The organism is Pectobacterium araliae (genome assembly GCF_037076465.1).
In the GTDB taxonomy this organism is placed as follows: domain Bacteria; phylum Pseudomonadota; class Gammaproteobacteria; order Enterobacterales; family Enterobacteriaceae; genus Pectobacterium; species Pectobacterium araliae.
The window spans coordinates 1,634,089-1,645,968 of sequence record NZ_AP028908.1; the positions used below are offsets into that span (position 1 = coordinate 1,634,089).

Sequence of the window (11,880 nt, forward strand, 5' to 3'; positions counted from 1 at the left end):
ACGGGGACATTGCATGGATCACGCAATTTATACGGCAATGGGTGGTGCGAGCCAGTCATTGGAAAAGCAGGCGATTACTGCGAACAACTTGGCTAATGCCTCAACGCCGGGTTTCCGTGCACAGCTATCAGCTCTGCGTGCTGTGCCGGTAAATGGGTTGACCTTGCCCACCCGAACGCTGGTTGTCGCTTCAACGCCTGGCGCTGATATGACCGAAGGCGTGATGAATTATACTGGTCGTGCAATGGATGTCGCTTTACCGAAAGAGAGTTGGTTGGCAGTGCAAACAGCTAATGGCGGTGAGGCGTACACTCGTAATGGTAATATGGAGATCAGCGCTGATGGGCAGTTGACCATCCAGGGGCGTGTGGTGATGGGCGATGGTGGACCAATTGACATTCCCCCTCAAGCCCAAGTCAGTATTTCTCCTGATGGCACTATTTCTGTACTGAATGCTGGTGACCCGCCGAATACTATTGCCCAGTTGGGGCGCCTGAAGCTCGTTAAGGCGACGGGACAAGAAGTGGAGCGGTCTGATGACGGATTATTCCGCTTGACGCAACAGGCTCAGCAACAACGTGGTAATGTGCTGCAAAACGATCCCACCGTGCGAATTATGCCGGGTGTAATTGAAGGCAGTAATGTGAACACGGTCGATACTATGGTCGATATGATTGCCAATGCTCGCCGCTTTGAAATGCAGATGAAAATCATTAGCAGCGTTGACGATAATGCACAACGTGCTAATCAGATATTAGCAATGGGTTAAGCGCCGAGTGCGCACAGGAGTGAATAAATGATCCGTTCTTTGTGGATTGCAAAAACCGGCTTGAACGCTCAGCAAACTAATATGGACGTTATTTCCAATAACTTGGCAAACGTCAGTACTAATGGTTTCAAGCGTCAGCGTGCGGTATTTGAAGACCTGATGTATCAAACCGTTCGTCAGCCCGGAGCTCAGTCTTCAGAACAAACCATGCTACCGTCTGGTTTGCAGTTAGGTACCGGGGTTCGCCCGGTATCAACAGAGCGTATTCATACTCAAGGAACGTTTTCCGAGACGGGCAACTCGAAGGATGTTGCGATTAAAGGTCAGGGATTCTTTCAGGTTCAACTGCCTGATGGTACGACTGCTTACACGCGTGACGGTGCTTTCCAGCTTGACGGTAACGGCCAGTTAGTGACGTCCAGCGGCTATCAGGTTCAGCCAGCCATTACGGTTCCAGCGAATGCAACTGAACTCAATATTGGTCGTGACGGTATTGTCAGCGTTAAATTGCAGGGACAGGCGGCAACAAACCAGATTGGCCAGTTGACGCTGACGACCTTTATTAATGATAGCGGCCTTGAGAGTATGGGTGAAAACCTGTATTTGGAAACGGCCAGCTCTGGTGCGCCGAATGAAACGAACCCAGGTTTGAACGGTGCGGGTCTGCTATATCAAAAATATGTCGAAACCTCCAATGTCAATGTGGCGGAGGAACTGGTATCGATGATTCAGACTCAGCGTGCTTATGAGATCAACAGTAAAGCAATTTCGTCTTCTGACCAGATGTTGCAGAAATTGACTCAGTTGTAATGTTGTAATCCGCTAATTTCAGTAATGAGGGCAAACGCTCTGATGGTTTGGCGGTGGCAGCATAGATAGTGTTTAACGGGGTAATGAAGACCATAAGCAACCGGAATGGGGATATGGTTTTGATTTACCCCGTGAATATGTGAAATAGATTAATTTAAGGCGATATCCGCAGTGATAATGAATGCAAAGTCGGTTATCAAACCACTCCGCCGACCTCGTCTGTTGGCATTGATCGCGATGTTAGCACTTAACGGCTGCGCCTATATTCCGCATGATAAAGTTGTCACTGGGCCTACAACTGCCCAGCCGGGATCGCCAGTACTAGCAGGTCCTAATGGTTCTATTTTTCAAACCGTGCAGCCGATGAATTATGGCTATCAGCCGATGTTTGAGGATCGTCGCCCACGTAATATTGGCGATACATTGACGATCGTGTTGCAGGAAAACGTCAGTGCCAGTAAAAGCTCATCAGCGAATGCTGCTCGTAATGGTGCGTCGACGTTTGGTGTGGCTACGACACCACGCTACCTCGAAGGGCCATTAGGCAATAATCGTGCAGCGCTGAATGCTACGGGCACAAATGATTTCACAGGTCAAGGTGGTGCCAATGCCAATAACACGTTTAGCGGAACGATTACGGTTACGGTAGGTCAGGTGTTAGCAAATGGTAACCTGAGCGTCGTTGGTGAAAAACAAATTGCAATTAATCAGGGAACTGAGTTTATCCGTTTCTCTGGGGTTGTTAATCCGAGAACCATTAGTGGTAACAACTCGGTGCCATCAACTCAGGTTGCGGATGCGCGCATTGAATATGTCGGTAATGGCTATATTAACGAAGCGCAAAACATGGGCTGGTTGCAGCGGTTCTTCCTCAATGTTTCTCCGTTCTAAGTTTAAGAGGCCTGTCATGCGGATTACATCATTTTTCACTGTACTACTGATGTTACTGACGCTGAATATTGCTCCTGCGTCGGCAGAGAGAATTCGCGATCTGGTTAATATCCAGGGCGTACGTGGTAATGCGTTGATTGGTTACGGTTTAGTTGTTGGATTGGATGGTTCTGGTGATCAGACCATGCAAACACCGTTTACTACACAAAGCTTAACCAACATGCTTTCCCAGTTAGGGATCACCGTTCCTGCCGGAACGAACATGCAATTGAAGAATGTCGCGGCGGTGATGGTAACGGCGGAACTTCCACCTTTTGGTAGAACAGGCCAAAATATTGATATCGTGGTGTCTTCACTCGGTAATGCGAAGAGCTTGCGTGGTGGGACGCTGCTAATGACTCCACTAAAAGGGGTCGATAATCAAGTGTATGCTTTGGCTCAGGGGAACGTTTTGGTTGGCGGTGCAGGCGCTTCTGCTGGTGGAAGCAGTGTTCAGGTTAACCAGCTTGCAGGCGGCAGAATTAGCAACGGTGCCGTGATTGAGAGAGAATTGCCAAGTACGTTTGGCACATCAAATACGATAATGTTGCAACTGAAGAACGACGATTTCTCGATGGCGCAGAAAGTGAGTGATGCGATTAACCGTTCTGGATACGGCGGTACCGCAAGCCCAGTAGACTCACGGACTATCCAGGTACTTGCCCCGCATGGCAATAGCTCTCAGGTTCGCTTTTTAGCGGATATCCAGAATATTGACGTTAACATCGGTATTCAGGACGCCAAGGTTATTATCAACTCTCGCACTGGTTCTGTCGTGATGAATCGCGATGTTACCTTGGATAGCTGTGCTATTGCCCAGGGTAACCTTTCTGTAACGATTAATCAGCAAGCTAATGTCAGTCAGCCGAACACGCCATTCGGTGGCGGTCAGACGGTAGTGACTCCACAAACTGAGATTTCAGTTCAGCAAGCAGGTGGTGCGTTACAGCGAGTCAATTCCAGCGCCAATCTCAACAATGTTGTGCGTGCACTGAACTCCTTGGGTGCAACGCCGATGGAACTGATGTCTATTCTGCAGGCGATGCAAAGTGCCGGCTGCTTGCGTGCCAAACTGGAAATTATCTGATGAGTGATATGCAGACGCTGAATAACGCGGCCTATGATGCACAGTCCCTGAATACGTTGAAGCGTGAGGTTTCAGGTAACCCTCAAAGTAAAGAGGGTATCAGGGCCGTGGCGCAACAAATGGAAGGCGTGTTTGTACAATTAATGATGAAAAGTATGCGCTCTGCGATTCCGCAGGACGGGCTCTTCAGCAGCGATCAGACGCGTCTGTATACCTCAATGTATGACCAGCAAATTGCTCAAGAGATTTCAACGAAGGGCAAAGGACTAGGGCTCGCGGATGTCATGGTTGAGCAATTGACCCGACAATCCCCAGATGCTACGGCGGCTAAAGTTGCTGTGCCCTCGGTTCCATTAACATTCGATGGTGACGTACTTAAAAGTATGCCAACTGCGGCTGTGGAGCAAATGGTGCGTAAAGCGCTCCCCAAATTGCCAAATACTGGGTCAGCGCTGCCGCTATCCAATAGTAACTTTGTATCTCAGATTTCCTTACCGGCTCAGATTGCCAGTCAGCATAGCGGTATACCTCATCACCTTATCATCGCCCAAGCCGCGCTTGAGTCTGGCTGGGGGCAGCGTGAAATTCCTACCGAAGATGGGCGACCAAGCCACAATCTATTCGGTATCAAAGCCGGTGGCAGTTGGAATGGGCCGACAACTGAGATAACCACGACCGAGTATGATCAAGGCGTGGCTAAAAAGGTAAAGGCCAGTTTCAGGGTTTACGATTCCTATATTGAAGCGGTTGGCGACTATGTGAAATTGCTGACTAATAACCCACGCTATTCTGCGGTGATGAACGCAGGAACGGCTGAGCAAGCGGCTCATGCGTTGCAAAAAGCAGGTTATGCAACGGACCCGCAATATGCTCAGAAGCTGGTCAGTATGATCCAGCAAATGAAGAGTTCAGGTGAGAAAGTAGCGAAAGCTTATACCCACGATTTGAGTCGGCTATTTTGATTTTTTTATTCAAGATTTGCACTTTCTGACCGATAAAGTAATTAACTTATGTAGCAGACTTGCTGCTTTCAGCATTTAGTTAACTGCGCAGAGCGAAGAGAGCCTGTGTAAAAGGAACAACACCCTATGTCCAATTTAATTAACACCGCGATGAGTGGCTTAAAAGGTGCGCAGGTTGCGCTGAATACCGTGAGTAATAACATTAGTAATCAGGCTGTTATTGGATATAGTCGGCAGAATACGATAATTGAACAAGCGATTAGTAGCAGCACATCTGCTGGGTATATGGGCAACGGTGTTAATGTTGTTCGTGTCGATCGTCAATATAATGACTTTATTAACAACCAATTACGTTCTGCACAAACGACAAGCAGTTCGATTTCTGCGCACTATGATCAGATATCTAAGATTGATAATTTGCTGGCCAGTAGTACCACCAGTCTTTCATCGGCGATACAAGAATTCTTTTCTAACTTACAGAACCTCACCAGTAATTCCGGCGATAGCTCTACTCGCCAAACCGTGCTAGGTAAAGCTGAAGGGCTGGTAAACCAATTTAAAGTCACGGATAAGTATTTGCGTGACATGGACAGTGGCCTGAATACACAGATTCAAAGTACTGTTGGCCAAATTAATACGTATACCGACCAAATTGCATCGTTAAACAACGAAATCACGAAACTAATGGGCGCAAATAGCGGTACGATGCCTAATGATTTGCTCGATCAGCGCGATCTTCTTGTCGATCAACTTAACAAATTGGTGGGCGTTGAGATTACCGTTCAGGATGGAACCGTCTATAACGTAGCATTGAAAAATGGTACCAACTTGGTTCAGGCTGGAACAAGCAATGAGCTAGTAGCCATCGGTTCAAGCAATGATCCAACGCGTCTGACTATAGGATATAGAGACCAGACAAACGATGTCGTCTCGCTGAATGAGAGTACGTTAACAGGTGGGTCTCTAGGCGGCTTACTTTCTTTCCGCACTGAAACGCTAGATGAAACACGCGGCCAGTTAGGGCAGTTAGCACTGGCATTTGCTGATACGTTTAATACTCAACATCAGCAAGGTTACGATCGTAATGGTGTCAAAGGCGGCGATTTCTTCTCTTTTGGTAAGGCTGTAGTTCTGAACGACAGCAAGAACGGGGGAAATGCAGTGTTAACTCCGTCTTACACCAATACCAAAGACGTGCAGGCAACTAATTATGCGATTAAGTACGATGGCGCTAATTGGCAAGTAACCCGTTTGTCTGATAATTCAAAGTTCACGGCGGCGGTGGATACCTCTGATAACAGTCTGAACTTTGATGGCATCAAAATGGCTATCACAGGGACGCCTGCAACGAATGACGGCTTCCTGCTTAAGCCGGTTAATGACGTCATTATCGATATGGCCGTGGCTGTTTCCGATCCTAATAAACTTGCAGCAGCATCCGTTAAATTAGATGAAAATGGTGCTCCGGTTTTGGATGGAAGTGGCAATCCCGTGTTTGGTGGTGTGAGCGATAATACCAATGCTAAGGCTCTGCTTGCCCTACAAAATGAGAAAATTGTGGGCGGAAAGGCCAGCGTTTCAGGGGCATACGCCAGTCTGGTTGGCGCGATTGGTAACCAGACTAGCACACTGAAGATCAATAACACATCGCAGCAAAATGTGGTTAAGCAACTGACGGCAGAACAGCAGTCTGTATCTGGTGTGAATCTAGATGAAGAGTATGGTGATCTGATGCGTTATCAACAATATTACATGGCAAATGCACAGGTCATCAAAACAGCACAATCCGTATTTGATGCCCTTTTAGCAGCCCGTGGCTAATCTGACCCGTTAAGAAAGAGGAATTGATACCATGCGCTTAAGCACTAGCATGATATACCAGCAAAATATGCAAGGCATTGTTAATGGTCAGGCAACGTGGCAAAAAACAGGTGAGCAGTTGTCAACTGGTAAGCGCGTCGTTAATCCGTCGGATGATCCGATAGCGGCTGCGAATGTTGTTATGCTTGGTCAAGCCCAATCAGAAAACAGTCAGTACACGTTGGCACGTACGTTTGCTAAGCAAAGCATGTCCTTAGAAGAATCTATTTTAGGTAAAAGCATTACGACGATCACTTCCGCATTAAGTGAGGTTATTAAGGTTGGCGGGACAAATAACGATGATAACCGTAGTTCAATTGCGATCTCATTACGTGGGATGAAAGCTGAATTACTGAATATGGCTAACAGTACTGACGGCAATGGTAATTATATCTTTGCTGGATATCAGACAGATAAACCCCCTTTTGTTGAAGGTGCTTCTGGTGTCGAGTATCAAGGTGGATATCAGGCTATTTCACAACAAGTTGATTCGGCTCGTTCTATGACTGTAGGACACATTGGTTCTGACGTTTTCATCCGTGCCACAGGGGGCGCAAAAACAGAGCCTGATGGTAGTGTGCAAGCTGATTTATTTGAAAGTCTTGATCTTGCTATCCAAGCTCTTGAAACGCCGCTCGATGGTGCTGATGATGCAACAAAAGCCAGTGTCGCTGCTGCAATAGATACTGCAAACCGTGGTTTAAATAACTCGCTGAGTAATATTTCCTCCGTCCGTGCAGAGCTGGGTATCCAGCTCAATGAAATTGATAATCTTGATGCTATTGGTAAAGATCGTGATGTAGCGAACAAAACGACGCTGTCGCAATTGCAAGATACCGATTGGGTTGAGGCGATTTCGTCTTACATGATGCAGCAATCTTCTTTGCAGGCGTCTTATACAGCATTTCAGAATATGCAAGGCATGTCGTTGTTTCAGATAAATCGGTAATAAGTGAAACTGATCGATACTCTTTGCATTCAAATTTGAATACGCTTAAACCGGGCGTATTTTTTTGGCATGTCACTCCTTCATTATACTGAAGGGTGACATGCCGTTTTTTATTAATCATGAATTTAACCTCTTTCTGCTGTTCCTCTTTATGTAATTCCTAGCACTTTTAGTGCATCGACACTGATGTCTTTATTATCTGAATATTGTTTATCTCAATCACCGTCTGTATAGCCCCATATAACGAATACGGCTATCGGTGCGGAATTTGTGTTATAGGTATCTCTACGAACCTGATAGCTGGCTAAGAATATCAGCGAGTAAATCGAATACCTCACTGAATAAATGCTCTGCGAATGGTGGAATGAGCGGGAGTAATAAACCTAGCGTCATGATTCCAACTGTTAGGGTAATCGGGAAGCCAACAACAAATATTGAGAGTTGAGGTGCCATGCGGTTAAGCATGCCTAACGCCAAGTTGATAGTTAGCAAGAGGGTTATGATGGGTAGCGCCAGCATCAATCCGTTAATAAAAATCAATCCACCGGCGCGAGCAAGCGCGAGGAAAGCATGGCTATTAATGGGAGCAGTACCGATGGGCAAGGTATAGAAGCTATCTGCCAATAACGAGATCAGCCAGAGGTGTCCATCAAAGGTTAAGAACAATAATATGGCGAGAATATTCAGAAAGCGTGCTATTACTGGCATATTCGGGCCGCCAGTCGGATCAAAGAAAGTCGCAAAGGCGAGACCCATCTGTAGACCAATGAGTTCCCCGGCATGGCGAATAGCAGCAAATGCCAACTGCATTGACAAACCGAGAGTGACACCGATGAGGATTTGCTGTATCAGCAGCCACACGCCCGCAACAGAAAAAATGGGCGTTGTATTTAGTGGTAAATAGGGTGCGACGAGTAGGGTAATCAGCACTCCCAGACCTATTTTCACTCGGTTTCCGACTGCTCTTTCGTTAAAGACTGGCGCAGTACTGATCAGTGCGAGGATCCTGACAAAAGGCCAGAAAAACTGGCTAACCCAATTCACCATATCCCAACTGTTAAACGTCAGCATGTTTACCCAATAATATTAGGTAACTGGCCGAATAACGTACGCATATAATCCAGCATCAGGTTTAACATCCAGGGACCAGCGATCACTAAGGTGAAAAATACGGTTAGGATTTTAGGAATAAACGATAATGTCATTTCGTTGATTTGGGTTGCCGCCTGCAAAAGGCTAATAGTCAGACCGCTTAGCAGCGCCGCCATCAGAGGAGGTGCTGCTAGTGCTAATGCGACTTTCATTGCTTCATAGCCAAGTGCCATCACCGATTCTGGTGTCATAGTCGCATTCCTCTAACTGTAAAAACTTTGGGCTAATGAACCAAGTAGCAGTTGCCAGCCATCGACTAATACGAAAAGCATGAGCTTAAAAGGCAAAGAAATGGTAGCCGGAGGAACCATCATCATCCCCAGAGCCATCAATACACTGGCAACAACGAGGTCGATGATAAGAAAGGGAATAAAAACGGTGAAACCAATTTGGAAAGCTGTTTTTAATTCACTTGTCACAAACGCGGGGAGAAGTACGCGCATAGGTACCGCTTCAGGTCCCTGAATCTCTGGGATTTCTGCGAGCTTTGTAAACAGTGCCAGATCGGTTTCCCTCGTTTGTCGCAGCATGAATTCACGTACGGGTTCCGCGCCGCGTTCGATGGCGACCTCCATGCTGATTTTATCCTGGCTGAATGGAAGATAAGCTTCGTCATAAACACGGTTTAATACGGGTGACATGACAAAAAATGTCAGGAACAGCGTCAATCCTAGTAACACTTGGTTTGGCGGTGCAGTGGGTGTACCCAACGCATTACGTAACAAACTTAGTACAATGATGATTCGGGTAAAGCTGGTCATCATTAGCAATGCGGCAGGAATAAACGTTAAGGACGTGAGGAACACCAACGTCTGTACTGATAGCGTCCAGCTCTGTCCACCATTAGGTAACGGTTGGGTCACAATACCGGGAAGCTGAGCCCATACTGATGGTGCGATGAATAATAAACTGATAGCTACGCTATAGCGCAGTGTATGAAGCAAGGTAATGATACGAAAATATTTAGACAACGCTCTCATTCCGATTTTTCCGGACGCTTTAAAACTCTCTTTAACAGTTGATTGAAATCTGCTGGCTTGCTATCGCTTACAGATGAACTGTTATCGGTTGGTTGTGCCGGGAGCGTATGCAGTGGCGTGATTTGCTGAGGAGTAACACCTAACACTAACCAGGTATCATCAACTTCGACAATAACGACACGCTCACGTTGGCCAACTGAGCAACTGGATACAACTTTTAGCAACTTGTTTTGCTTGGTTTGCGGAGCAAAGCCGAGTTTACGGGCAAGCCAGGCAATCAGTAGAATAAATAATAAAATGCCAGCAAGTACGCTACCGACCTGTGTCAGTAGCATGCTGCCAGTAAGTGGTGGCTCAGTAACAAGAGTTGATTGTTGGCTTGCTACTGAAGTAGGAGACGATACCGAAACTGTTGCCATTAACGACTCAAGCGGCGCATACGTTCGGAAGGTGTCATGATATCGGTAATACGAACACCATACTTGTCAGAGACGACGACGACTTCCCCCTGAGCGATCAAATAACCATTGATCAGAATATCCAGCGGTTCACCAGCTAAGCCATCAAGTGCAACAACCGATCCCTGAGTCAGGCGCAGGAGTTCCTTTATCGTCATTTTGGTCCGACCAAGCTCAACGGTGAGTTTGACTGGAATATCCAATATCAGATCGATATCTTGCAGCGCGCCCAGCGGGTCATGACCGTCTAGCGACTTAAAAATACCTTCCGTTGTTGCGGCCGGTTTTTCTGCTGCCTGCTGCTCGTTAAATGCATCAGCCCACAGATCGTCCACTGATTCCTTATCGTCGGACGGCTTCTTGGTGTCACTCATGGGGCTGTTCCTCGTTATCCAGAGAATTCAATATAGGGTTAATCAAATGTTCAACACGTAGAGCATATTGCCCGTTCAATGTACCATATTGGCTGGTCAGCACGGGTACACCGTCAACATGGGCAACGATCTTTTCAGGTTTGTCGATTGGTAACACATCGCCGGGTTGTAACTTCAGAATTTTGGAAAGTCGCAACGGAATATCTACAAAATTTGCGACTAATTCCAGCTCGGAATGTTGTACCTGCTTGGCTAAGGTATCTCGCCAACTCTGATCTTCTTGTCGTGAGTTTTCCAATGGTGGATTTGCGAGCAGCTCACGTAGCGGCTCTATCATTGAAAAAGGAATACAGATATTAAACTCACCAGTTAATGAGCCGATTTCAACATGGAACGGCGTGTTCACGACAATATCATTAGGCGACGTCGTAATGTTGGTGAACTTAACCTGCATTTCTGAACGTACGTATTCGATATCAAGTTTATAAATCGCATTCCAGGCTTCACCATAGGCTTCCAGTGCCAGACGTAACATCCGTTTAACAACACGCTGCTCAGTATGGGTAAATTCACGCCCTTCTACTTTTGTCGGGAAACGTCCATCGCCACCGAAGAGGTTATCTACAGCGATAAATACCAAACTTGGCGAGAAGACAAACAGCGCAGTGCCACGTAGTGGTTTTAAATGAATCAAGTTCAGGTTCGTCGGTACCGGAAGGTTCCTGGCAAACTCGTGGTAAGGCTGTATTTTTATCCCCCCGACAGTAATGTCAGGGCTACGGCGCAGTAGGTTAAACAGCGCCATACGAAACTGGCGAGCAAAACGCTCATTAATAATTTCTAATGCTTGTAAACGCTCACGGATAACGCGGCGTTGGGTATTCGGATCATAGGGCTTTATATCCCCATCCGTTTTTGATGATGCATGTGCCTCAGCGTCACTATCACCGCTGTCGCCATTTAATAATGCATCAATCTCTGCTTGTGAAAGAATACTATCGCCCATAATGGTTACCGCAGTATAAAGGCCGTGAACAGAACATCAGTGACGACCTGGTTAGGTTGACCAGGAACTAATGGTGGGCTTAGCACTTGCTTGATTTGCTCTATCAGCTTCTGTTTACCTTGCTCATTGGCAAGCGCGATGGCGTCCTGACGAGAAAGTAACAGTAATAGTCTGCTGCGAACTTCAGGCAGGTAATTCGTAAACCTCGTGCGAGTTGCTTCATCTGGCAAACGCAGCGTGAATCCTACATACAATACACGGTCAGGGTCATTATCTGCATTGACGAGATTAACGGTAAAGGTATCCAGTGGCATGAAAACAGGCTCTGGCGGTGGCGGTGCTTCCTGCTCAGCCGTAGCTGCATTTTTCTGACTTAATAGCCACCAAGTAGCGCCCGCAGCAGCACTTGCCGCGAGAGCAACGATTATCAGTAGTATTAGCCAAACAGACCGTTTACGTCCTGGTCGGACTTGCATATCAGACATAGCCAAAGATAGTTCCCGTTACTTATCGATATTTATTGCAGGGAGAAATTAACAATAA

At 46.6% G+C, this 11,880-nt stretch carries 14 protein-coding genes; 7 read left to right on the top strand and 7 right to left on the bottom strand.

Going from position 1 to position 11,880, the window contains the following annotated elements:
• The first annotated feature begins 13 nt into the window (after positions 1-13).
• The 7 genes from AACH44_RS07330 (at position 14) to flgL (ending at position 7,367) form a co-directional block, all read left to right on the top strand.
• The gene (locus tag AACH44_RS07330; protein ID WP_261847914.1) at positions 14-769 is read left to right on the top strand and encodes a flagellar basal body rod protein FlgF; all 756 of its coding nucleotides are present in this window, start codon (positions 14-16) and stop codon (positions 767-769) included.
• A gap of 27 nt (positions 770-796) precedes the next feature.
• On the top strand, positions 797-1,579 hold the full coding sequence (gene flgG / locus AACH44_RS07335) for a flagellar basal-body rod protein FlgG (protein WP_039359858.1): 783 nt from the start codon (positions 797-799) through the stop codon (positions 1,577-1,579).
• Positions 1,580-1,756: 177 nt separating this feature from the next.
• Positions 1,757-2,470 (top strand): flagellar basal body L-ring protein FlgH, encoded by a 714-nt coding sequence (locus AACH44_RS07340; RefSeq protein ID WP_107167781.1) that lies wholly within the window; start codon positions 1,757-1,759, stop codon positions 2,468-2,470.
• Between the two features lie 16 nt (positions 2,471-2,486).
• Positions 2,487-3,596, top strand: coding sequence for a flagellar basal body P-ring protein FlgI (locus AACH44_RS07345; protein WP_261847915.1), 1,110 nt, complete (start codon positions 2,487-2,489; stop codon positions 3,594-3,596).
• Positions 3,596-4,558 carry a flagellar assembly peptidoglycan hydrolase FlgJ gene (flgJ, locus tag AACH44_RS07350; RefSeq protein ID WP_261847916.1) on the top strand — a complete coding sequence of 321 codons (963 nt, stop codon included), beginning with the start codon at positions 3,596-3,598 and terminating at the stop codon, positions 4,556-4,558. Before AACH44_RS07345 ends, flgJ begins: the two co-directional genes overlap by 1 nt.
• Before the next feature lie 126 nt (positions 4,559-4,684).
• Complete coding sequence (gene flgK / locus AACH44_RS07355; RefSeq protein ID WP_261847917.1) at positions 4,685-6,379, top strand: flagellar hook-associated protein FlgK; 1,695 nt, start codon at positions 4,685-4,687, stop codon at positions 6,377-6,379.
• 31 nt (positions 6,380-6,410) lie between these two features.
• Complete coding sequence (flgL, locus tag AACH44_RS07360) at positions 6,411-7,367, top strand: flagellar hook-associated protein FlgL (protein WP_261847918.1); 957 nt, start codon at positions 6,411-6,413, stop codon at positions 7,365-7,367.
• A gap of 285 nt (positions 7,368-7,652) precedes the next feature.
• On the opposite strand, the gene fliR is transcribed toward flgL, so the two are convergent.
• Genes fliR through fliL form a run of 7 tightly spaced genes read right to left on the bottom strand, consistent with a single transcriptional unit; the run spans position 7,653 to position 11,822 of the window.
• On the bottom strand, positions 7,653-8,438 hold the full coding sequence (gene fliR / locus AACH44_RS07365; RefSeq protein ID WP_261847919.1) for a flagellar biosynthetic protein FliR: 786 nt from the start codon (positions 8,436-8,438) through the stop codon (positions 7,653-7,655).
• 2 nt (positions 8,439-8,440) lie between these two features.
• Complete coding sequence (gene fliQ / locus AACH44_RS07370) at positions 8,441-8,710, bottom strand: flagellar biosynthesis protein FliQ (RefSeq protein WP_039273449.1); 270 nt, start codon at positions 8,708-8,710, stop codon at positions 8,441-8,443.
• A 12-nt stretch (positions 8,711-8,722) separates the two neighbouring features.
• A complete protein-coding gene (fliP, locus tag AACH44_RS07375) occupies positions 8,723-9,499 on the bottom strand; it encodes a flagellar type III secretion system pore protein FliP (RefSeq protein WP_261847920.1) in 777 nt (258 codons plus the stop codon).
• Positions 9,496-9,918, bottom strand: a complete 423-nt coding sequence (fliO, locus tag AACH44_RS07380) for a flagellar biosynthetic protein FliO (protein WP_261847921.1) — start codon at positions 9,916-9,918, stop codon at positions 9,496-9,498. Before fliO ends, fliP begins: the two co-directional genes overlap by 4 nt.
• Positions 9,918-10,331 (bottom strand): flagellar motor switch protein FliN, encoded by a 414-nt coding sequence (fliN, locus tag AACH44_RS07385; protein ID WP_005970667.1) that lies wholly within the window; start codon positions 10,329-10,331, stop codon positions 9,918-9,920. Before fliN ends, fliO begins: the two co-directional genes overlap by 1 nt.
• The gene (fliM, locus tag AACH44_RS07390) at positions 10,324-11,337 is read right to left on the bottom strand and encodes a flagellar motor switch protein FliM (protein WP_261847922.1); all 1,014 of its coding nucleotides are present in this window, start codon (positions 11,335-11,337) and stop codon (positions 10,324-10,326) included. The genes fliN and fliM overlap by 8 nt, the downstream gene beginning before the upstream one ends.
• Positions 11,338-11,342: 5 nt before the next feature.
• Positions 11,343-11,822 (bottom strand): flagellar basal body-associated protein FliL, encoded by a 480-nt coding sequence (gene fliL / locus AACH44_RS07395; RefSeq protein ID WP_261847923.1) that lies wholly within the window; start codon positions 11,820-11,822, stop codon positions 11,343-11,345.
• Between the last annotated feature and the right edge of the window lie 58 nt (positions 11,823-11,880).

Coding starts and splice junctions, on each gene's coding strand:
- fliO (WP_261847921.1), bottom strand. CDS start 9,918: ATGGCAACAGTTTCGGTATCGTCTCCTACTTCAGTAGCAAGCCAACAA.
- flgJ (WP_261847916.1), top strand. CDS start 3,596: ATGAGTGATATGCAGACGCTGAATAACGCGGCCTATGATGCACAGTCC.
- flgL (WP_261847918.1), top strand. CDS start 6,411: ATGCGCTTAAGCACTAGCATGATATACCAGCAAAATATGCAAGGCATT.
- fliL (WP_261847923.1), bottom strand. CDS start 11,822: ATGTCTGATATGCAAGTCCGACCAGGACGTAAACGGTCTGTTTGGCTA.
- fliQ (WP_039273449.1), bottom strand. CDS start 8,710: ATGACACCAGAATCGGTGATGGCACTTGGCTATGAAGCAATGAAAGTC.
- AACH44_RS07340 (WP_107167781.1), top strand. CDS start 1,757: ATGAATGCAAAGTCGGTTATCAAACCACTCCGCCGACCTCGTCTGTTG.
- fliP (WP_261847920.1), bottom strand. CDS start 9,499: ATGAGAGCGTTGTCTAAATATTTTCGTATCATTACCTTGCTTCATACA.
- flgK (WP_261847917.1), top strand. CDS start 4,685: ATGTCCAATTTAATTAACACCGCGATGAGTGGCTTAAAAGGTGCGCAG.
- fliR (WP_261847919.1), bottom strand. CDS start 8,438: ATGCTGACGTTTAACAGTTGGGATATGGTGAATTGGGTTAGCCAGTTT.
- flgG (WP_039359858.1), top strand. CDS start 797: ATGATCCGTTCTTTGTGGATTGCAAAAACCGGCTTGAACGCTCAGCAA.
- fliN (WP_005970667.1), bottom strand. CDS start 10,331: ATGAGTGACACCAAGAAGCCGTCCGACGATAAGGAATCAGTGGACGAT.
- AACH44_RS07345 (WP_261847915.1), top strand. CDS start 2,487: ATGCGGATTACATCATTTTTCACTGTACTACTGATGTTACTGACGCTG.
- AACH44_RS07330 (WP_261847914.1), top strand. CDS start 14: ATGGATCACGCAATTTATACGGCAATGGGTGGTGCGAGCCAGTCATTG.
- fliM (WP_261847922.1), bottom strand. CDS start 11,337: ATGGGCGATAGTATTCTTTCACAAGCAGAGATTGATGCATTATTAAAT.